The sequence below is a fragment of the Streptomyces mutabilis genome, assembly GCF_014649815.1.
GTDB lineage: Bacteria > Actinomycetota > Actinomycetes > Streptomycetales > Streptomycetaceae > Streptomyces > Streptomyces mutabilis.
Genome location: NZ_BMTT01000009.1, coordinates 115,982 through 136,910 on the forward strand (window position 1 = coordinate 115,982; position 20,929 = coordinate 136,910).

A 20,929-nucleotide genomic window follows, 5' to 3' on the forward strand; every position below is an offset into this window, starting at 1 on the left:
CGCGGCGACAGGAAGAACATTACATGACTGCCGCCGTCATGTGAAATCCATTGGCCACACCCCTTGTGACCTGCGAAAACACCGAAGCCCCGGCCTAGCGGGCCGGGGCTTCGGTGATCGGTGCGGAGGCGGAGGGATTTGAACCCTCGATGGGGGGTAAACCCCAAACCGCATTAGCAGTGCGGCGCCATAGACCGGACTAGGCGACGCCTCCAGACAACATCACCGTCTCGCGTGCGAGCGCGAGCGGTGCGTGCCGATGATGACACAGTTGAGCGCGCTGTCACCAATCGACCCCTACGGTACTAGGCGAGCGGGCCACAGGGCAAAGGCTTACGGCGTGGTCCGCGCCGGGCGCGCAACGTCCGGCGGACCGGCGCGTTAGTCAGGTCATGCTGCAGGTCACCCCCCTCCCCGCCGCGCGCCTCCTCGGCGCCGCCGCCCTGTCCGTCGCGAGCCTCGCCCTGTCCGCCGCGCACCCGGCCGCGGCCGCCGGCCCGCACCTCCCCACCGCGGCCGCCGCCCCGGGCGGACCGGCCGCGGACCACCTGACCATCACCGTCCGGGACGCCGGCCCGGGCGCCGACGGGACGTACGAGCTGTCCTGCGGCCCCGTCGGCGGCACCCACCCCGACCCGGCCGGCGCCTGCGCCGTCGTCGAGCGCGACACGCGCTGGGGGCAGGACGCCTTCGCGCCGGTCCCCGAGGGCAGCGTCTGCACCATGCAGTACGGCGGCCCGGCCACCGCCCACGTCACGGGCACCTGGGCCGGCCGCCCGGTCGACGTGACGTACGACCGCCGCGACGGCTGCGAGATCTCCCGCTGGGACCGCATGGTGCCGCTGCTGCCCGAGGTGGGGGCGCCGGGACGGTCGTAGACGGCACCCGGGACCGGCCGGGAGGGCGGCGCACGGGGACCTCGGTCACACGTTCTACGTCAGTCCCGCGTGCGACCTCCGTCCCGTCCCGCGCCGCCCGCCGGGCCCCAACCCTTAGACTCGCTCGCGTGACACGCTGCGGGCCGATTGGCAAGATGGCCCGGGCGGTCGGCAAGTGCGGTAACAGGAGGGAAGCGTCTCGTGAGCAGCAGGCCATCCCGAGGCGCTGCTCGCCTCGCAGCCATACTGGACGCGCTGCCCGACGCGTTGGTCCTGGTCAACGCCAACGGCACCGTCGTCAACGCCAACACCATCGCCCTGGAGGCGTTCGAGGCCCCGGGCACGGCGCTGGTCGGGCGCGGGCTGCTCGATCTGCTGCCCGAGTTCGACTCGCGGCTCATCCCCGGGTCGATGCGGCGCCCGGACCACATCGACCCGCGGGCGCGAACCAAGCCCACGCGCATGGTCGCCCGGCGCACCGACGGCTCCGAATTCCCGGTCGAGGTCACCAGCGCCAACCTGGAGACCGGCCAGCAGGCCTACGACAACTACGGCTACACCGCCGACGAACTGCTGATGCTCGTCGTCCGCGACCTCTCCGGCACCGTCGACACCGAGGCCGAACTGGCCCGTTCGCAGCGGCAGACCGAGATGATCCTGCGGGCCGCCGCGGAGGGTGTCGTCGGCACCGACACCGAGGGGCGGATCGTCCTCGTCAACCCGGCCGCCGCCCAGATACTGGGTTACCGCGCCAGCGACCTCGGCGGGCGCGAGCTGCACACCCTCGTCCTGCACTCGCGGGCCGACGGCTCCCCCTTCCCGTACGACGAGTCCCCGCTCGCCGACACCCTGCGCTCCGGACGCAAGCACCGGGTGCGCGGGCAGGTGCTGTTCTCCAAGAGCGGCGACCAGGTGCCGGTCGACCTGACGACCGCGCCCGTGCGCGACGGCGACCAGCTGGTCGGCGCCGTGATGACCTTCACCGACCGGCGCCCGTACGACGCGCTGGTCAAGGAGCACGAAGAGGCGGAGCGGCGGCACGCCGAGGAGCTGGAGCGGCTCGCCGAGGAGCACGCCGCCGAGCTGACCGCCCTGCGCCAGGAGCACGCGGGTGAGCTGGAGGAGCTGCGGGAGAAGCACGCGGAGGAGACCGCCGCGGACGCGGACCGCTACGCCGCGCTCGGTGAGCGGGAGAAGGACCGCTTCGAGGCGCTCGCCGCCCGGCACGAACAGCTCCTCACCCTTCTCGGCGGCTCCCTGCGCGGCCCCCTGGACGAACTGCGCCAGGAGCTGGCCGCCCTGGCCGCGGACGACGCCGGGCAGTTGTGGCCCGAGGCCAACCAGGTGCTGCACCACCTGTCGGCCGGTTACTCGCGCATCACCACCCTCATCGACAACGTCCTCGGCTACCAGCGCCTCGACGTCGGCAACGAGGACGTCACCCGTACGAAGGTGATGCTGGACGCCGTCGTCGCGTCCGGTGTCGACGGGGCCGTGGAGCTGATCGGGCCGGGGCGGGTGCAGTTCGCGGTGCACGCGCCGCCCATCGAGGCCGAGGTCGACCACCGGCTGCTCGCGATCGCCCTCGCGCATCTCGTCGCGGACGTGGCGGGCGTCGACGCCACCGGCAACTCGCCCGTGTCGGCGACCGGCGGCTACCTGGACAACACCGTCGTGGTCGCGGCGGCACAGCGCGGCGAGGTCGTGCGCATCGAGGTGCGCGGGCCGTACGCCGGGGGAGACCCGGTGCACGAGCCGATCGTGCGCGGGATCGTGCGGGCGCACGGTGGCGTGCTCCAGACGCACGAGGTGCCGGGGATGAGCGGCAGCGCGTACGTGCTGGAGGTGCCGATCGGGGGCGGGGCGGGGGCCGTCACGGGCCGGGCTCCGGCACCGGAGTCGGCCCAGGCGTTGGTTCCGGCGTCGGCGCAGGGTGCCGGGAACGCGGGTGCCGCGGACGCGGGTGCCGCGGACGCGGGTGCCACGGACGCGGCCGGCGCACCGGCCGGTGCGGAAACGGCCGTCGGTGGCGGGCGGCGACGCGCCCGGCGGGCGTCCGTCGACGCGTTCCTGGAGAGCGAGGTCGCGGGCGCGGCGGGCGAGGACGCCGGCGGGGCCGGTGCCGAGGGCCCCTCGGCCGCACCGACGGGACGGCGCAGGCGGCGTGCGGCACCGGCCCCGGAACTGGGGGCGGCTCCCCGGTCGCCCGAGGGGCCGGCCGCACCGGAGCGGACCGTTCAGGAGCAGGGCGTCCAGGCGTCCGCACCGCTTCCGGTTCCCGCGCAGGCCGCTCCGGGCGAGGGGTCCGGCGGCACCGGCCGTCGGCGCGGTCGCCCGGCGGAGGACGTGGGTGCCGGCGTCGAAGTCGCGCACCAGGCGGTGCCGCCCGCCGGCGTGTCCGAGGGCGCCGTCGTCATGGCCGGCGAACACGGCGGCGGTGCCGCGGCCTCCAACACCGGTCTGGGCGGGACCGTACCGCCGCAGGGCGTTCCCGCGCCGACCGGCCGGCGTGCCCGGCGGGACGGTGCCGCACAGCAGGCGCTGCCCCCGGCCCTGCCCGCCCAGGCCGACGAGGCGGACCCGGTCGGCGAGGACCGGCCGACGGGACGCAGGCGCCGCGCCCTCGCCTCCGCGAACGAGCGCGCCGCCGCGCAGGAGGCTGCACCGCGTCAGGTGTTCGCCCTGCCGCCCGCCGACGCGGACCGGCCGTCCGACGCCGCGGCGCAGCCGGAGGGGGCGGCGGAGCCGGCGGAGTCCGCCGGTGGGACCACGGCCGCGGCCGTGACGTCCCCGGCGCCCCAGGGACAGGGACAAGGCCCGGGACACGGAGGGGGGCCCGGACATCTGCCCGGACCGGCCGCTCCCGGCGACGCCCTCGTCGACGACGGCCGGCACGACGCCGTACCGCACGCCCAGACCGCCGACCACACCCCGCCGCAGCCGCACCCCGCCGAAGCGCCCACGGGACGACGGCGCCGTGCCGGGAGCACCCAGCAGGCCGAAGCAGCCTCCCCGGCGCCGGCGCAGGGTGGTCCGGCCCCGTCGGCACCCGTGCCCGGAGCGCCCGTTCCTCCGCAGAGCACCGCCGGTCGGCAGGTGTCCGCCGCGAACTCACCGGGGGCGGCACCGGCCGCCGCCCACCCCGGGGTGCCGCACCCCGCCGCCGCGACCGCCGACGGCGCCCGGGCCGCAACCGGTCAGCCCGTCCCCGGTCAGCCCGCGCAGCAGCCCTGGCCCGCTGCCGCCACGGACGTGCCGGGCGCCGGTACGAACGCGACCGCGGCGACCCCGGACACCCCCGCACCGCCCACCGCCGCGCCGGGCTCGGAAACCCCCGCACCGCCCGACGGCGTCACCGGCCCCGCGCCGACGCCCGCGCCGGGGCCCCCCGCCCCGCCCCCGGCCCGGACACCCCCGCAGGGCATCCCCGCGACCACGCCCAGCCAGGGCACGCCGCTGCCGCCCGAGAACGCTCCCGCCCCGCGTGCGGCGCAACCGCTGCCCGCCGAGGCGTCCGCCCCCGCCGACCCGAACTCGACCCAGGGGCGGGCGATCAGCGTGCGGACGCTGGGCCAGGGCGTGCCGTTCAACCGGCAGGCGGCCCAGGTGCAGCAGCCCACGGCCACCCCCCTCCCGCAGCAGCCGGGCGGTTCGGGCCGGCGCCGCAAACTGGGTACGCCGCCCGACCCGGCCACCGCGCGCGCGGACCAGTCGGCCCGCCCGCACCCGCCGGCCGATCAGCCTGCCGCCGCGCAGCCGCCGAACCGACCGCAGCCCCAGCCCCAGCCCCAGCCCCAGCCCCAACCGCAGGCTCAGAACCACACCCGGGGCGCGGGTCAGACCCAGGGCACGGGCCAGCCCCAGTCCCAGGGGCAGCAACCGTCCCTGACCGGTGGTCAGCCGCGGCGGATGCCGGGGACGGAGGGCGCCGGGCGGTCGTACGCCATAGGCGCCCCGGACCGTAACGCCGCCGAGGGACCCGAACCGCTGGACGGTCCCGGCGGCGCCGTGGAGGTCGCCGACCCGCCGCGTCCGCAGCCGATGGACGACGAGCTGCCGCCGGAGCCGTTGGACAACCCGCGCCGGCTGCTGGTGTGGCCCGCACCGGACGTGTCCACGCAGCAGGCGCTCAGCGACCGGGGTTACCGGCCGGTGATCGTGAACTCGCGCGAGGAGGTCGACGCCCAGATCGCGGCGTTCCCCGCCGCGCTGTTCGTGGACCCGCTGACCGGTCCCATCACCCGCACGGCGCTCCAGTCGCTGCGCCAGGCGGCGGTGGCGGCCGAGGTGCCGGTGCTGGTCACGGCCGGGCTCGGACAGGCCTCGCGCGACGCCGCCTACGGCGCCGATCCAGCCGTACTGCTGAAGGCGCTCGCGCCGCGCGACAGCGAGCAGCACCCGCCGCGCGTCCTGCTGATCGAGGAGCACGCGGAGATCGCGCTGGCGCTGACCTCGACGCTGGAGCGGCGCGGGATGCAGGTGGCGCGGGCGGCGAGCGACGCCGACGCGGTGACACTGGCCGCGCAGTTCCGGCCCAACCTGGTCGTGATGGACCTGATGCAGATCGAGCGGCGCCGGGAGGGGCACGCCGGGATCATCGACTGGCTGCGCGCGAACGGGCAGCTCAACCGCACGCCGCTCGTCGTCTACACCGCCGCCGTCGACCAGGCCGACCTGCCGCGGCTGGCCTCGGGCGAGACGGTGCTGTTCCTGGCCGAGCGCTCCACCAGCGGCGAGGTGCAGGTTCGGATCGTCGAGCTGCTCTCGCGCATCGGGACCAACTGAGGCGCGGTACCGGGCGGTCCGAGGGCCGCGCGGGTGCCGCCCTACCCGTCGACGATCAGGCGGGCCGCCTTCTTGATCGAGGCGCGCAGGCGGTCGGCGTCGGTGTCCTCGCCGCCGACCAGGATGCGTTTCATCTGGGGCATCACCGACGCCCAGTTGGCCATCGCGACCAGCAGGTACAGGAGGTCGGGCGCCGGAATCGCGTCGGTGACCGCACCGCGCTCCTGCCCGTCCCGTACGGCGGCGACCTTGCGGGCGTAGTGGGCCTGGCGCTCGGTCTCGTGGGGCAGCTCGGCGGAGCCGTACTCCATGCCCTCCCAGAAGAGGAGGCGCAGCAGCTCGGGGTGGGCGGCGTGGTAGTCCAGCAGACGGTCGACCCAGCCCTCGACGTCGTCCGGGTCGACGGGGACGGAGATCGCGAGGTCGAGCATCTTCTTCTCGAGCACGGACGCGAACAGCTCGGCCTTGTTGCCGTAGTAGGCGTAGATCAGCTGCTTGTTGGCCTTGGCCTCGGCCGCGATGCGGTCGATGCGCGCGCCGGCGATGCCGTGGCGGGCGAACTCGGCGACCGCCGCCTCGAAGATCCGGGCCTTGGTGGCCTCGGGGTCCCTTGCTGCCATGAGGACAGGGTAGCTGGACGAGCCCGGTAACCAACTGTTTGGTTGACAGCGGGCGGGAATGCTGAGCAGACTCCCCGGGTTATTTCCAACCAACCAGTTAGTTGCTGCTTCGCGCGCACTCGAAGGAGTCGCTCCGCTCATGTCGTCGTCACCGTCAGCGGCCGCCCGGAACACACCGCGGAGCGCGCTCCGCGGCGCGCCCGGGGGGCCGTCCGCCCGCGCCTCCCGTCTCTTCCTCCCCCTGATCGCCGTCTGCACCGCGGTCACGGCCGCCAACATCTACCTCGCGGCACCGCTGCTCCCCCTCATCGCCCATGACTTCGGCTCCACTCCCTCGGCGGTGGCCTGGCTCGCCTCCGTCGCGCAGCTGGGGTACGCCGCCGGGCTGCTGTTCTTCGCCCCGCTCGGGGACAGCGTGAACCGGCGCCGCCTGGTCGCCGTCCTCGCCCTGGTCGCGGCGGCCGCACTGGTCGCCGGCGCCGCGTCGGCCGGGACCGGCACGCTCGCGGCGACCGTCCTGGTCGCCTCGGCGGCCACCGTCGTGCCGCAGCTCCTGGTCCCCCTGGTCGCCGAGCGCGCCCCCGCGGACCGGCGGGCCCGTCATGTCGCGGCCGTCGTCGCGGGCCTGTTCGCCGGCGTCGTCGCGGCCCGGGTGCTGGGCGGGCTGGCCGGCCAGGCCTTCGGCTGGCGCTCGGTGTTCGTGGGGGCGGCCGTCCTGACCGCCGTACTGGGACTGGCCACCGCGTACATCCTGCCCGTGGAGCGGCGCCGTCGGCCGGGCTCGCTGTTCGCGGGCCTGGCCGCGCTGCCCGGAGTGGTGCGCCACTCGCCGGACCTGTGGCGCGCGTGCGTGCGCCAGGCGGGGATGTACGGCGCGTGGAGTGCCCTGTGGACCTCGCTGGCGCTGCTCCTGGCCGCGGACGACGGGTACGGCATGACCACCGCCGCGGCCGGGCTGTTCGGCCTCTTCGGGCTCGCCGCGAGCGTCGTCGCGCCGCTCGCGGGTGGCCTGGTCGACCGGTTCGGGGCCGCCAAGGTCGTGCGGTCCGCGTATCTGGTCGCCGCGGTGTCGGTGCCGCTGTTCTGGCTGGGCGGGCAGGTGATGGCGGCCCTGTGCGCGGCGGCGGTCCTGGTGCACGCCGCGCTGGTCGCCTCCCACGTCGCCAACCAGACCCTCGCCCTGACCACCACCTCCGCCCCGGCCACCGCCAACACGGCGTACGTCGTGTCCGGCTTCGCGGGCGGCGCGCTCGCCTCCGCCCTCGCCGGGCCCGCGTACGGCCACTGGGGCTGGAGCGGGGTCTGCGCGGTGGCGGGGGCGTGGCTGGTGCTGGGGTGGACGGCGACGGCCGTGCGGCGGAAGCGGTGAGGGTGGTGCCGGGGACGCGGTGAGGGCGTGAGGCGGGCGCGGTGAGGGCGGATTCCGGGCGGGGCAGTGAGGCTCCCGCCCGGTGTGTGGGGCGTCCGCGGTGGTCAGAGCCGGGTGACGTCCAGCCCGCCGTCGGCGTACTGCCTGCGCAGCACCTTCTTGTCGAACTTGCCGACGCTCGTCTTCGGAACCGCGTCGATCACCGTCCAGCGCTCCGGGAGCTGCCACTTGGCGATCTTGCCGTCCTCGGCGAGGAAGGCCCGGAGTTCCTCGAAGCCGACGCTCGCGCCCTCCTTGAGGACGACGGTGGCCAGGGGGCGCTCGCCCCACTTGTCGTCCGGGACGGCGACCACGGCGGCCTCGGCGACATCGGGGTGGGCCATCAGGGCGTTCTCCAGCTCCACGGAGGAGATCCACTCGCCGCCGGACTTGATGACGTCCTTGGCGCGGTCGGTGAGGGTGAGGAAGCCGTCGGGGGAGATGGTGCCGACGTCGCCGGTCTTCAGCCAGCCGTCCTCGCTGAACTTGTCGTCGGGACGCAGCGGGTCGGCGCCGGGGCCGTTGTAGTACGCGCCGGCGATCCAGTTGCCGCGCACCTCCAGCTCACCGGCGGACTCCCCGTCCCAGGGCAGGCGCTCGCCGCCGGGACCGGTGAGGCGGGCCTCGACGCCGGCCGGGAAGCGGCCCTGGGTGAGGCGGTAGGCGAACTCCTGCTCCGTGCCGATCGCGTGGGCCGGCGGCCGGGCGACGGTGCCGAGCGGGGAGGTCTCCGTCATGCCCCAGGCGTGGGAGACCCGCATGCCGAGCGCGTCGAACGCCTCCATCAGGGAGGGCGGACACGCGGAGCCGCCGATGGTCACCTGGGTGAGGGAGGAGACGTCCCTGGGCTCGGCGGTCAGCTCGGCGAGCAACCCCTGCCAGATGGTGGGGACGGCGGCGGCGTGGGTCGGCCGCTCGCCCTCGATCATCTCGGCGAGCGGGGCCGGCTGGAGGAAGCGGTCCGGCATCAGCATGTTCACGCCGGTCATGAAGGTGGCGTGCGGCAGCCCCCAGGCGTTGACGTGGAACTGCGGGACCACGACCAGCGTGGTGTCCTCGTCGGTCAGGCCCATCGACTGCGCCATGTTGACCTGCATGGAGTGCAGGTAGATGGAGCGGTGACTGTAGACGACACCCTTGGGGTCGCCCGTGGTGCCGGAGGTGTAGCACATGGCGGCGGCGGCCCGCTCGTCCAGCTCGGGCCAGTCGTACGCCGTCGGCTTACCGGCGATCAGGTCCTCGTACTCGTGCACCTGGACTGACGCACCGGCCAGCAGGGCGCGGTCGCCGGGGCCGGTGACGACGACGTGCTCGACCGTCTTCAGGTGTGGGAGCAGCGGGGCGAGCAGGGGGAGCAGGGAGCCGTTGGCGATCACGACGCGGTCGGCCGCGTGGTTCACGATCCAGGCCAGCTGCTCGGGAGGGAGGCGGAGATTGAGGGTGTGCAGGACCGCGCCCATGGAGGGGATCGCGAAGTATGCCTCGACGTGCTCGGCGTTGTTCCACATGAGGGTCGCCACGCGCTCGTCGTCGCCGACGGCGAGGCCCTCGCGCAGGGCGTGCGCCAGCTGGGCGGCGCGGACGCCGATCTCGGCGAAGGAGCGGCGGTGCGGCTCGTCCCCACCGGTCCAGGTGGTCACCTGCGAGCTGCCGTGGATCATCGACCCGTGGGTCAGGATCCTCGAAATCAGCAGCGGTACGTCCTGCATCGTGCTCAGCACGGTGTCCTCCCGGGGCGACATTGCCTACGCGGCGGTAAGGGTTGCGCTGATTCTGCGCACATACCACGCGGTATGTCACTACTCCAGGCTGATCGATCAGTGCGGGACGGCTCCGCCGTGTCCCGACGGAAGCCTCCGGCGGCGGTCCGCACACCGGCTCAGAACCGGGCAAAACCCTGGCGCGAGACCGGGCCGATCCTGGCGCGGGACCGGGCGGACACCGGCGCGGAACCGGGCGAACACCGGCTCACGACCGGACGAACACCAGCTCTGGATCCTCGCGCAGCTTGCCGAGCGCCCGGGACACAGCCGACTTCACCGTGCCCACGGAAACGCCGAGCACGTCGGCCGTCTGGGCCTCGCTGAGGTCCTCGTAGTACCTGAGGACGACCATCGCACGCTGCCGGGCGGGCAGCTTCATGATCGCCCGCCACATCGCGTCGTGCAGCGCCTGGCGCTCGGCCGGGTCGTCGCCGGCGGGCACGGGCTCCGGTTCGGGCAACTCGTCGCAGGCGAACTCGTCGACCTTGCGCTTGCGCCACTGCGACGTCCGGGTGTTCACCAGTGCCCGGCGCACATAGCCGTCGAGGGCGCGGTGGTCCTCGATGCGCTCCCATGCCACGTAGGTCTTGGTGAGGGCGGTCTGCAGCAGGTCCTCCGCGTCGCTCGGGTTCGCGGTGAGCGACCGGGCGGTACGCAGCAGCACCGGCTGGCGGGCCTTCACGTACGACGAGAACGACGGGTACGGGAAGGTCTGCGTCCTTGCTGTGGCCCTGGCCGGGACCTTGCCCGGGGCCACGGCGGTGGCGGCGTTCGGAGCGCTGGTGCAGACGGGTGCGGTCATGGCTCAACGCTATGAGCGAGGGGGTGCCCGGCGGATCGGCCGCAGGTCCCGAAGCAGCGTCCGCCTCAGGTTGTAGGGGTGGTGCCGGCTGCACCTCCTGTAGGTGGACGAGGGGAGGAGGGAAACTGCGGGTTCACCCCTGGGGGTCACCGGGGCCACGGGCGCCGGGCGCGGGGACCCCCCGCTTCCAAGTGGGCCCCGCCCCCGACGGGCCCGGCCGCCGTACGCGAAAACGCCTGGACGGCGGTACCGGAGTGACCGGTTCACCGCCGCCCAGACGCCTTGCGACCCCATGAAGCACACCCGCACGGCTACTGAGGGGCCGGGGCGCGGGAGCGCGCCCGCGCCCCGGCCCCTCAGCTCACCACCACAGCGGGGAGAAGCTGACGGCCACGTTCTTGTTGCCCTGGTTGATCGCGGTGAACGCGGAACCGTCGACCTGCGCGGTGTTGCTCTGGTTCGAGGCCCCCGAGCCGACCGCCTGCTGCTGCGTGGTGGACGAGTTGCCGTTGTTGTCGTCGCCGACGCCGCTGCCGAGGATGCCGGCGTAGGCCTGTGAGGCGGTCGCGTTCGATCCGTCGTCCGCGAAGGCTCCGTTGCCCGCCGTCGCGATGCCGCCGAAGAGAGCGGCGGCGAGCGGGAGAGCGGCGACGGCGGCGACGACGCGGGCGGTACGGATGCTTGCCATGTTGTTCCTCCAGAACAAGTGCGCACCGGCTACCAGCCGAAGGCGCGAGGAGTACGTGAAGCTGTCTGAACCTGCGTGAAGTTGCGTGAAGCGGTTCCGAACTCTGACCTTTGCCGAGGCAGTTGGCCGACCGCCTCGAAGCTGTGCACGACGTCGCGTGATCAGAGTTGCCCACCGAACCCCGGCAAACCACCCCGGAAGACCTCATTCGCTCTCAAGCGTGATGACAAGTCGATAAACCCCTACACTTCCCTTCCGCCCCAGGTAAGGGCAGTGCGGACGGCTCGACCCCAAGCGCCGCAAGGGGTGAAGCGTTCCAGCACTTTCTCGCCCCCCCACCCCTCACCGGCGTGTCGTGCGCGACCACCCTTCCCTTTTTCGAACGTTAGTACGAACATAGGGTCATGGCCACCACCGACCGGCAGGCCACGACGCTGGCCCTCGCACACGCCCTGTCAGCCGCCGAACGCGGTCTGGCCGTCATCCCCCTGTCCCGGACGAAGCTCCCGGCCCTCCGATCCCCCCACCGCGACGACCCGGCCCCGGCCCCCTGCCACGGCGAGTGCGGCCGCCTCGGCCACGGGGTCTACGACGCCTCCACCGACCCGGCCCGCATCCGCGAGTTGTTCGCCGCCGCCCCCTGGGCCACCGGCTACGGCATCGCCTGCGGCCTGCCCCCGCACCACCTCATCGGCCTCGACCTGGACACGAAGTCGGAGACGGACTCCTCGGCCGCCCTGCGCGAACTGGCCCTGCGCCACCTGTTCACGATCCCGCCCACAGTCGTCGTCCTCACCCCGAGCGGAGGCCGCCACCTGTGGCTGAGCGGCCCGCCCGACGTCGTCGTCCCCAACTCGGCCGGCCGCCTCGCCCCCGGCATCGACATCCGAGGCGCCGGCGGCTACCTGGTCGGCCCGGGCTCCCGCACCCGCCACGGCGCGTACGCCGCGGCGCCCGGCACGGCCCACCTCGCCCCCGCAACCTGCCCGCCCGCGCTGCTGCGCCTGCTGCTCCCGCCACCCAGCCCGCACCGGGCCGCTCCCGGCCGTGCCACGACCGACGCGCACGGCCAGGGACTCGTCCAGTTCGTCCTCGCCGCCCATGAGGGCCAGCGCAACACCCGCCTGTTCTGGGCGGCCTGCCGCGCCTACGAGGACGGCATGGGGGCCGCTCTGGTCGACCCCTTGGTCGAGGCGGCCCTCAACACCGGCCTGTCCGAACGCGAGGCCCGCGCCACGATCGCGTCCGCGGCCCGCATGAAGGGCCACCGCTCCTGACCGCCTCCCGCCCCGCGCCCCCCGCCACCCCACCGGCCGCCCATCGGCCGCCCATCGGCCTACCCGGCACGGAAAACCGAAAGCCCCTCATGCACGACCGCCCTAGAGTGCCGACCATGTCGCTGACCCGGATCGTCCTGTCCTCCGGCCGCAGCGTCGACCTGGCCGAACTGCGCCTGACGTCGACGTACGGCGGTCTCCTGGAGGGCTACCCGTGCCGGCCCGTCAACGAGATGCGCGTCAAGGCTCTCCTGCACACCGCCGAGCGGATGTCCCCCACGACCCCAGTACACCTGGTGCCGCCGCGGCGCGAGTACCCCGACCAGTACGCGGGCTCCTTCGGCCCGGTGGAGTTGCTGCCGCGGGTGGGCTGCGTCGGGCTCTTCTCCTCCACGGCGCTCGACCCGGCCAACGACCCGGTGCTCCACCGCTCCGGACTGACCGTCGTCTGGTTCCAGCCGGCCCCGCAGGTGCCGAGCGCCCACGACGCGGACCCCGCCCTGCGGGACGTCGACTGGGCGGCCCTGGCCCGGGACTACGAACTCTGAGGCCGGACCGGCCCGGTCGCGGCCTCTTCCGTCTCCTTCTCCCAGGGGTCGACCCCGAGTTCGCCGGTGGTGCCGAGGTCGAGGTTCGGCGCGATGACCACGGGGTCGGAACCGGACTCGGCCCGAACCCTGACGTACGGCACGGTCACCGCCTCACCGAACTGGGTCGTGTTGCGCCACGCCAGGGTCGCCCCGGCGGACTCGCCCGGCCGCAGCGTCACCGGCCGGGGCGGCCCGCTCCCCTCGCCCGCCATGGGAATGCCTCCGACACCACGCAGGATGTCGATCCCCTCGACGGGCTCAAGCTCGTCATCGAGCAGTTGGAGCACCGGATATCCCTCCAGGGAGTACGGGCGACTGCCGCAGTTCTCCAGGTGCAGCCCCACCACACGCAGCCCCATGGCCGCGTCACCGTCGTCGGCGGTGAGCCGCAGTCCGGACGACGGACAGGAACCGGCGGACGCCGGCGCCTGGTCGGAGGGCACCGACTTCACGTCGGTGATCCGCACGTGCTCGGGATCCAGAGGCTGACCGCCGCCCCCGTACCCCACAGCCTCCAGAGTGCGCCGCACGGTCCGCCCCGCCCCCACGGACGCCACCGTCTCCTCGTCGGCCGACAACACCCGCCCCTGGTCGTCCACGAAAGAGAAGGTGATGGTGTACGTGAAGGGCTCGGCCTCCTGGTTGGTCACGGAGTAGGCGACCACGCAGGAGGAACCCGGTGAACCCGAACCCGAACGGAAACCGGCCCCTGCGACCATCCCGACGATCCGCACCCCATCCCGCTCCTGCCTCTGCTCTTGCCCCTGCTCTCGACCCTCCATCTGCCCCTGCGCACGCCCGTCACCGTCACTCGCCCCGTAGGTGTCGGACGCCCCGCACGAAGCCGTCGGCTCACCGGCTCCCCCAGCTTCCGACCCGGCGGTCCGGGTGCCACAGGCACCGAGCAGGAGACTGGCGACGAGAGCACCGGAGACCGCGAGCGGCATGCGGAGCTGAGGGATACGCATCGCCCCACTCCACCAGCCGGACCCCGTTCCCGACCGTGGCGGAAGCCACACCTCCGGTCACATCCCTGTCACAGCACGCCCTCCTGGCCTCACCAGTACGACCAGGGCCGCCACCACGGCGCTCCCCACGAAGCCGCCCACCATGACCAACCCGACACCGACCCCGAAGAGCCCGCTCGCGTCGTCCGACCAGTCGTAGTAGGCGGAAACCGTCAGGCCGACCGTCACGCCGAGCACAGCACCCACGACATGGCGCCGGACCACCATCCAGCACACCGGCACCAGGAGGCTCAGTACGAGCCCGGCCACCTGCCACGCCTCGTAAGGCCCGGTCGTCGTCCCGTCGGCGTGCACGTCACGCTTCTGATCCCACCCCAACCAGGCGGCCCACAACGCCGACGTCAGGCCGGCCGCGAGCAGACCCGACACCACTTGGTGGACGGCCTTCGCCTGCCGCTGTTCCATTCCTCGTTCCATGCGCCAAGCGTCCCGACGCACCGCACGGCCGACCAGAGCGCACATACTCACGCCGCCCGAGTACGCGTACCTCCACCTCAGACGGGCAGCCGTCCCACCCCCGCCCGGCAATGCACCCCGTACGCCGTCCGGACGCGGCCGACGGGCCGACTAACCGGCGACGAAACCGACGAGTTCCTCCACCCAGTACCGCACCTGGTGCCACCGGCGGCAGAACCGCTTCGGGCGCCTCCATCGGCGCTCGCCCAGCTGTCGATGGCACTGCCAACACGTCTTCGTACGCGTCCGCCGTTCCCCCATGCCAACGACCTTAGCGCCATGCCAGATACGTCGTCCTCGCCTGTCGCGGCATGTGCACCAGGTACGCGAAAGGGGTGCCGCTCCGGAGAGCCGCACCCCTTGTACCTGCCAGGTCTGTGACTGCTGGCGGTGGGTGTGGGATTTGAACCCACGGTGACTTGCGCCACGACGGTTTTCAAGACCGTTCCCTTAGGCCGCTCGGGCAACCCACCCCGTGCCGCTCGTGATCGGCGGCACGGGGACCAGGGTAGCGGGTCGGTGCGTCGGGGTGCGCTCAGTCGTCGCCGAGCTTGGAGCCCAGGGTGAGTCCGGTGGTGTGCTCCTTGCCGCCGCGTTCGTAGGTGACCGTGACCTCGTCGCCGGGCTTGTGGGTCCAGATCTCGCCGATGAGGGTCGGGCCGCTGTCGATCACGCGGTCGTCGAGCTTGGTGATGACGTCGCCGGGCTTGAGGCCGGCGTCGGCGGCGGGGCCGCCCGGTTCGACGGGCTCGGAGCCGTTCACGCCCTGCTCGGTGAGCTTGGCGCCGTTCGTCGTCTCCTCCAGGGAGACGGAGGCGCCGATCTTGGCGTACACCGGCTTTCCGGTCTTGATCAGCTGCTTGGCGACGAACTCGGCCTGGTTGATGGGGATGGCGAAGCCCAGGCCGATCGAACCGGCCTGGCCGGTGCCGAAGCCGCCGTTGCTCGTGGACTGGATGGCGGAGTTGATGCCGATGACGTTGCCCTGCGCGTCGAGGAGGGGGCCGCCGGAGTTGCCCGGGTTGATCGACGCGTCGGTCTGCAGGGCGCTCATGTAGGAGGCCTTGCTGCTGCCGCTGCCGTCGCTGGAGGCCACGGGGCGGTTCTTGGCGCTGATGATGCCGGTGGTCACCGTGTTGGACAGGCCGAAGGGGGCGCCGATGGCGATCGTGGAGTCGCCGACCGCCACCTTGTCGGAGTTGCCGAGGGGGAGCGGCTTGAGGTCCGAGGGGGCGTTCTCCAGCTTGATGACCGCCACGTCGTAGCCCTGGGCGTGGCCGACCACGCGGGCTTCGTACTTCTTGCCGTTCGGGAAGGTCGCGCTGAGCTTGCCTCCGTCGACCGCTTCGGCCACCACGTGATTGTTGGTGACGATGTGGCCCTGCTTGTCGAAGACGAACCCGGTGCCGGTGCCGCCCTCGCCGTTGCTGCCCTCGGCCTGGATGGTGACCGTGCTGGGCAGCGCCTCGGCGGCAACGCCCGCGACGGTGCCCGCGTCGCGCTTGACGGAACCTCCGGTGTCGGAGGCGGAGACCGTGGTGGAGCCGGTCTCGTCGTTGTTCTCGGCCAGGGTGTAGCCGAGGCCGCCGCCCAGGCCGCCCGCCACCAGCGCGGCGATCAGGAGCCCGGCGACCAGGCCGCCGCGGCCTCGGCCCGCCTTCGGCGCGGGTGGCTGGTACGACGCGCCCCAGCCGCCACCGCCGTAGCCGCCACCGCCACCGCCACCACCGCCGTATCCGTCACCGCCTCCTCCGCCGTACGACGGGGTGCCCGGCGGCGGGGGCGGCGGCCAGGAGGCGTCCGGGGCGCTGTGCGCCGCGCCGGACTCCTGGAATGCCGCCGGGTCATGGGGAGCCGGAGCGGGGGACTGATGAGGCGAGCCGGGTGCCTGGGCGCCGGGTGCCGCAGCGGGCGCGTGGTCGTGCTGCTGCGGTCCCGTGGGTGTGGGGGACTGCGACGGCGGCTGGTTGTCCGGGTGCGGCACGGCCGGCTGGGGGGAGGCTGCGGGAGAGTCCACCGGCACTGGAGGCGCGGACGGGGCCGGGGGTACCGCGGTGCCCTCGTTCTCGGTGCTCACAGCTTCTCTCCTCGTTCCAAGGCTGTCTTCGGGTCCACGGGTACTTCCCGGTCCACGGGCTGTCCCGTCACATCGGCCGGTCTCGGCCACGCTCACGCGGTGCTCCACGACGGCGCGGCGCCGATGTGCAGTGGTTTCGTATGCCATCAGCTTTTCCCACGGGCCGTCAGAGCACCATAAGCGGTTGCTGTGGGTCCACGGACAGCCCTTACATGGGATATCCAAGACTAAACAGACGTATCGACGATGGCCGCCGACGACTCCGATGGCACGGCTACCCGCACGCGGTGGCACCATGACGCGGTGACCCACGCACGACAGCACCGGATTCAGGTCGTCGCCCACCGTGGCGCCTCCGAGGACGCTCCCGAGCACACGCTGGCCGCGTACCGGAAGGCGATCGAGGACGGAGCGGACGCCCTCGAGTGCGATGTGCGCCTGACCGCGGACGGCCACCTGGTCTGCGTGCACGACTGGCGCGTCAACCGTACGTCCAACGGCCGCGGCGCGGTGTCGGCGCTGGAGCTCGCCGACCTGGCCGCCCTGGACTTCGGTGCCCGCCGGACCCGGGAGTTCTGGCGGACGCGCGACGAGCAACCCGACTGGGAGCACCGGCCCGAGGACCGGGAGGAGACCTCCGTACTGACCCTGGAGCGGCTGCTCCAGCTGGTATCCGACGCGGGGCGGCGGGTGGAGCTGGCGATCGAGACCAAGCACCCCACGCGCTGGGCGGGCCAGGTGGAGGAGCGGCTGCTGGTGCTACTGAAGCGGTTCGGACTCGACGCCCCCGCCTCGGCCGCCGACTCCCCGGTGCGCGTGATGAGCTTTTCGGCCCGCTCGCTGCTCCGGGTGCGGGCCGCGTCGCCGACCCTGCCGACGGTCTACCTGATGCAGTTCGTCTCGCCCCGGCTGCGCGACGGCCGACTGCCGGCCGGTGTCCGGATCGCGGGCCCCTCGATCCGGATCGTGCGCAACCACCCCGCCTACGTCGAGCGCCTGAAGCGAGCCGGCCACCAGGTGCACGTGTGGACGGTGAACGAGACCGAGGACGTCGACCTCTGCGCCGGCCTGGGAGTCGACGCCATCATCACCAACCGGCCGCGAGCGGTACTGGACCACCTCGGCCGCTGAATTCGTCCGGAGGCCTTGACCCGGCGGGCTGGTTGCCCCATTCTCCGGTCTCGGCCACACCGACGAAATCCAGCCACATGGCTACGGGGAGTGCTCCGGCGCGTTCGGTATGTGTTCGACCGTGTCGAATGCGTCACTGGACGGGGACGGGCCGGTTTCCGGTTCAGGCCAGAAGGGCATCCACACCGTGGCGTGGGGCGAAGGAGGTCTCGGGGGTGGCGTTGGTGGTGGCACAGGAGGTGCCCACGTCGTCGAGCATGGCCGTTCCCCATGGCCCTGCGGGCGTGGGGAAGGCACGGCGCCGGATGCGTGAGCAGTTGCGCGGCGGCGGTGTGGCGGAATCGGTCATCGACGATGCCGTACTGGTTCTTTCGGAGCTTTTGAGCAACGCGTGCAAGCACGGTCGTCCGCTGGGCGACGCGCTGGCCGGAGACGGAGACGTCCGCGCCGCGTGGCGGGTGGACGCGGCCGGGCGGCTCGTCGTGGAGGTCACGGACGGCGGCGGGCCGACCCGACCTGCGCCGGCGACCCCCTCGGTCACCGCGCACGGCGGCCGCGGGCTGAACATCATCACCGCGCTCGCCGACGACTGGGGCGTACGGGACGACGCCCGCGGAGAGGTCACGGTCTGGGTCGTCGTCCACGACGACGTGCACGCCCCGGACGCCGGGCACCGTCGGGACGACTTCGCCACGCGGATCTCGGCACCGGCGGTGTCGGAGATCCCCGGGCTGGACTTCGCGGAGGCCTTCGACGACGTGGGGTGACTCGGCGGCCCCGCTCAGTGCGTGGCGCGGGTCGTGCGTGGCGCGGGTCGTGCGTGGCACGGGCGACCCGACGGTCCCGCTCGGTCCGTGGCGCGGATCGTCCCGTCGGTCCGCGTCGTGCGTGGCGCGGGTCGACCGGCGGTCCGCGTCGTGCGTGGCGCGACGCGTCCCAGCCCGACCCGCGTGCCGGCGGGCGGAGGTCGCCCGACGTCCGCCGGGGTGAAGGGGGCGGGGTCGGCCCGCGTGCGGCGCGGCGACAGCGTCGGTCGACCCATGTGCCGTGTGGTCCCCGCCGATCCGACCGTAACCGCCGACCGACGGGAAGACGTCCCACCGGCGACCGTCGTCCACAGGCGACCCGTCGTCCACAGACGGTCCGTCGTCCACAGACGGTCCGTCGTCCACAGACGGCCCGTTGTCCACAGACGGCCCGTTGTCCACAGGGTCCCGTCGGCCGGAGTGGGAGCGGCTAGGCTCGCGCCCGTACGAGATTGAGCCGCAACCGGGAGACACCCACGATGGCCAAGAAGCGACCCCAGACGAAGGCCAAGCGGCCGCAGTTCACCGATGGTGCCCGCGCCGCAGGCACTGACGGGAACGTCCCGGTGGTCGGCGCCCGCGAACCCTGCCCGTGCGGCAGCGGCCGCCGCTACAAGGCCTGTCACGGCCGTGCCGCCGCACAAGCCACGACCACACTGGTGCAGCGCCCGTTCGAGGGGCTGTCCGGCGAGTGCGACTGGGTGGCCCTGCGCGAGCTGGTTCCGGCGGCCACGGCCGAACTCACGCTGAAGGACGGCCTGCCCGAAGGCGTCCCGTCCGTCACACTGGCCACGGTGCTGCCGATGGCCTGGCCCGCCCTGCGCCGCGACGACGGCTCCGTCCTGCTCGGCCTGCAGAACGACACCGCCTCCGGTGACATCAGCCGCGACCTCGCCGACACCCTCCAGCGGGCGCTGAACGCCCAGCCGGGCACCCCGGTTCAGGGCCGCCGCGCGCCGGCCGACGGGCCCCGGCTGCAGGACCTGCTCGCTCCCGAGGGCGCGTTCCGGCCCGAGGTGCACGCGGGCTTCGAGTTCTGGGTCCCGGACCCGGAGAACGCCACTCCGGAGGTGACGGCGTCCCTGGAGCGGGCCAACGCCGCGGCGATCCCGACCGTCCGGCTCCAGGGCGTGGACTTCGCCTACTGGTGCGAGACGCCGGAGAAGAACCACCTGCGTTGGGTCATGCCGCACGAGGAGGAGCGGCTTCTGGACGCTCTGGCCCGGCTGCACGCGGCGGGCCGGTCGTCGCTCGGCGAGGGCACCCGCCTCGTCGGCTCCTTCCGGGCGCACGGGCTCACCGTGCCGGTGTGGGACCTGCCGAGCGAGATCACCGCGCAGGACGTCGAGAAGCCCGCGGCCGAGTTCGCCGAGCGTCTCGCCGAGGCCCTGGCGACGGACGCCCCGCTCACCCCCGACGAGCGCCGGGCGCGCGGCGGCCTGACCAACCGGCAGGTCACCCTCAGCTGATCCGCGCCGCGGAAGCGGGCACCGGCCGACCGACCGGTCAGCCGGGCCCCCGGTCGCACAGACGCGTGACCCCGGTCACAACCGCCAGCTCGGACACGCCAGTCGGTGACCGGAAAACAAGAGATCGAATTTGCTAACCGCCGATCTCTTGTTACCGTTCGAGTAGCCCGGTTGCTGGTGCATCCCCCGTCGCCAGCAACCGGGTCTTTCCATGCGCCCGGCCGCACACGCACCGCGACCGCCCGTCAACTCCCCGTTTGCGCCGTCGAGTTGCCCGCCCTGCTGCCACCGCGACCGCCACCGACGGCCTCGCTGCTCGCGTCGCTCCCCTCGCCACCGGCACCGCCACCGCGCTCGCCACCGCCCTACGCACCGCCGCCGCTTTCGGCACCTCCGTCGCCACGGTTGCTCCCGGCGCGCAGCAGCAGCGGCCCGTACCCGGCCCTGCCCGCGAACTCCACGACCGCGGTGTAGGCCGCCGGCCCGCCGCGCACCGGCTCCCTCGGCGTCTCGCAGCTTCCCGGTGCGTCCTCGGCGCCGATCGCGCAGCGCATCCGCACGCTGCGCCCCTCGGGCCCCAGGAGGCTCAGTACGGCGTCCAGCGGATCACCGGTCGCGTTGCGGTAGTAGGTCCGCGCCCAGGTTTCCGTGCCGGCCCCGGTGGCCTGGGCGAGGACGCAGGTCTGGGCCTCGATGCCCTCAGGAGAGGTGAGTTGGGGACCGCAGCGCACGGCGGTGGCCGGTCCGGCCGGCAGCGGGGAGCGGGCGGCAGCCCCGGACCATGCCCGACCGGCGCCTCCCGCCGCTCCGGGCGCCTTGCCGTCATCACCCCGGGAGAGGAGGGTCGCGGCCACGGTCGTCTCCTCCCCGTCACCCGAGGGCCCCGCGGACGCCACGGCGAACGGCAGCACGACCGCGCACACCACGAGACCGACGAGGCCGTACAGCCGTACCCACCGGCGGTCCGGCCCGCCCCGGCGCGGCCACACGCGGTGCCGGCCGGCCGCACGGCGCTGCCCGGCGACGCGGTGGTGCCGGGCGACGCGGTGGTGCCGGGCGACGCGGTGGTGCCGGGCGACGCGGTGCTCCCCTGCATGAAGCGGCATGGGCGGACGATAACGACGGCGGACGGGCGCGCACTTTCGCGCGCG

General features: G+C 73.5%; 16 protein-coding genes and 2 tRNA genes. 8 read left to right on the top strand and 10 right to left on the bottom strand.

Features of this window, described 5'->3' with window-relative positions:
- Nucleotides 1-123: 123 nt before the first annotated feature.
- Nucleotides 124-214 (bottom strand) — tRNA-Ser (locus tag IE142_RS19815).
- Nucleotides 215-392: 178 nt separating this feature from the next.
- On the opposite strand from IE142_RS19815, the gene IE142_RS19820 reads away from it, so the two are divergent.
- On the top strand, nucleotides 393-878 hold the full coding sequence (locus IE142_RS19820; protein WP_191886985.1) for an SSI family serine proteinase inhibitor: 486 nt from the start codon (nucleotides 393-395) through the stop codon (nucleotides 876-878).
- 201 nt (nucleotides 879-1,079) lie between these two features.
- Complete coding sequence (locus tag IE142_RS19825; protein WP_191886986.1) at nucleotides 1,080-5,663, top strand: hybrid sensor histidine kinase/response regulator; 4,584 nt, start codon at nucleotides 1,080-1,082, stop codon at nucleotides 5,661-5,663.
- Nucleotides 5,664-5,704: 41 nt separating this feature from the next.
- Here IE142_RS19825 and IE142_RS19830 read toward each other — a convergent pair whose 3' ends face one another.
- On the bottom strand, nucleotides 5,705-6,283 hold the full coding sequence (locus IE142_RS19830; RefSeq protein ID WP_191886987.1) for a TetR/AcrR family transcriptional regulator: 579 nt from the start codon (nucleotides 6,281-6,283) through the stop codon (nucleotides 5,705-5,707).
- A 139-nt stretch (nucleotides 6,284-6,422) separates the two neighbouring features.
- Between IE142_RS19830 and IE142_RS19835 the strand changes: the two genes are divergently transcribed.
- Nucleotides 6,423-7,652, top strand: a complete 1,230-nt coding sequence (locus IE142_RS19835) for an MFS transporter (protein WP_191886988.1) — start codon at nucleotides 6,423-6,425, stop codon at nucleotides 7,650-7,652.
- Between the two features lie 104 nt (nucleotides 7,653-7,756).
- Here IE142_RS19835 and IE142_RS19840 read toward each other — a convergent pair whose 3' ends face one another.
- From IE142_RS19840 to IE142_RS19850, 3 genes are all read right to left on the bottom strand, one after another.
- A complete protein-coding gene (locus tag IE142_RS19840; RefSeq protein WP_191886989.1) occupies nucleotides 7,757-9,433 on the bottom strand; it encodes a long-chain fatty acid--CoA ligase in 1,677 nt (558 codons plus the stop codon).
- A gap of 226 nt (nucleotides 9,434-9,659) precedes the next feature.
- Entirely contained in the window at nucleotides 9,660-10,256 is a 597-nt protein-coding gene (locus IE142_RS19845) for a SigE family RNA polymerase sigma factor (RefSeq protein WP_191886990.1), read from the bottom strand.
- A gap of 361 nt (nucleotides 10,257-10,617) precedes the next feature.
- Nucleotides 10,618-10,944: a hypothetical protein gene (locus IE142_RS19850; RefSeq protein ID WP_191886991.1), complete on the bottom strand. Its 327-nt coding sequence runs from the start codon at nucleotides 10,942-10,944 to the stop codon at nucleotides 10,618-10,620.
- Nucleotides 10,945-11,348: 404 nt separating this feature from the next.
- Here IE142_RS19850 and IE142_RS19855 point away from each other — a divergent pair, with 404 nt between their 5' ends.
- Together IE142_RS19855 and IE142_RS19860 are read left to right on the top strand one after the other, a co-directional pair.
- Nucleotides 11,349-12,221 (top strand): bifunctional DNA primase/polymerase, encoded by an 873-nt coding sequence (locus IE142_RS19855; protein ID WP_191886992.1) that lies wholly within the window; start codon nucleotides 11,349-11,351, stop codon nucleotides 12,219-12,221.
- An 89-nt stretch (nucleotides 12,222-12,310) separates the two neighbouring features.
- The gene (locus IE142_RS19860; RefSeq protein ID WP_191886993.1) at nucleotides 12,311-12,769 is read left to right on the top strand and encodes a hypothetical protein; all 459 of its coding nucleotides are present in this window, start codon (nucleotides 12,311-12,313) and stop codon (nucleotides 12,767-12,769) included.
- Here the strand turns inward: IE142_RS19860 and IE142_RS19865 are convergent.
- The 4 genes from IE142_RS19865 to IE142_RS19880 all read right to left on the bottom strand — a co-directional run bounded on the left by IE142_RS19865 (nucleotide 12,757) and on the right by IE142_RS19880 (nucleotide 16,372).
- Nucleotides 12,757-13,779 carry a DUF4232 domain-containing protein gene (locus IE142_RS19865; RefSeq protein ID WP_191886994.1) on the bottom strand — a complete coding sequence of 341 codons (1,023 nt, stop codon included), beginning with the start codon at nucleotides 13,777-13,779 and terminating at the stop codon, nucleotides 12,757-12,759. The genes IE142_RS19860 and IE142_RS19865 overlap by 13 nt on opposite strands.
- A gap of 57 nt (nucleotides 13,780-13,836) precedes the next feature.
- The gene (locus IE142_RS19870; protein ID WP_229830700.1) at nucleotides 13,837-14,256 is read right to left on the bottom strand and encodes a hypothetical protein; all 420 of its coding nucleotides are present in this window, start codon (nucleotides 14,254-14,256) and stop codon (nucleotides 13,837-13,839) included.
- A gap of 424 nt (nucleotides 14,257-14,680) precedes the next feature.
- Nucleotides 14,681-14,768, bottom strand: a tRNA-Ser gene (locus IE142_RS19875).
- A gap of 62 nt (nucleotides 14,769-14,830) precedes the next feature.
- Nucleotides 14,831-16,372 carry a S1C family serine protease gene (locus IE142_RS19880; protein ID WP_191886995.1) on the bottom strand — a complete coding sequence of 514 codons (1,542 nt, stop codon included), beginning with the start codon at nucleotides 16,370-16,372 and terminating at the stop codon, nucleotides 14,831-14,833.
- Between the two features lie 303 nt (nucleotides 16,373-16,675).
- Here IE142_RS19880 and IE142_RS19885 point away from each other — a divergent pair, with 303 nt between their 5' ends.
- The 3 genes from IE142_RS19885 to IE142_RS19895 all read left to right on the top strand — a co-directional run bounded on the left by IE142_RS19885 (nucleotide 16,676) and on the right by IE142_RS19895 (nucleotide 19,778).
- A complete protein-coding gene (locus IE142_RS19885; RefSeq protein ID WP_191886996.1) occupies nucleotides 16,676-17,503 on the top strand; it encodes a glycerophosphodiester phosphodiesterase in 828 nt (275 codons plus the stop codon).
- A 215-nt stretch (nucleotides 17,504-17,718) separates the two neighbouring features.
- Nucleotides 17,719-18,270, top strand: a complete 552-nt coding sequence (locus IE142_RS19890) for an ATP-binding protein (RefSeq protein WP_306432576.1) — start codon at nucleotides 17,719-17,721, stop codon at nucleotides 18,268-18,270.
- 518 nt (nucleotides 18,271-18,788) lie between these two features.
- Complete coding sequence (locus IE142_RS19895; protein ID WP_191886998.1) at nucleotides 18,789-19,778, top strand: DUF5926 family protein; 990 nt, start codon at nucleotides 18,789-18,791, stop codon at nucleotides 19,776-19,778.
- Between the two features lie 365 nt (nucleotides 19,779-20,143).
- Here the strand turns inward: IE142_RS19895 and IE142_RS19900 are convergent, their stop codons facing one another.
- The gene (locus IE142_RS19900; protein ID WP_306432577.1) at nucleotides 20,144-20,884 is read right to left on the bottom strand and encodes a hypothetical protein; all 741 of its coding nucleotides are present in this window, start codon (nucleotides 20,882-20,884) and stop codon (nucleotides 20,144-20,146) included.
- Between the last annotated feature and the right edge of the window lie 45 nt (nucleotides 20,885-20,929).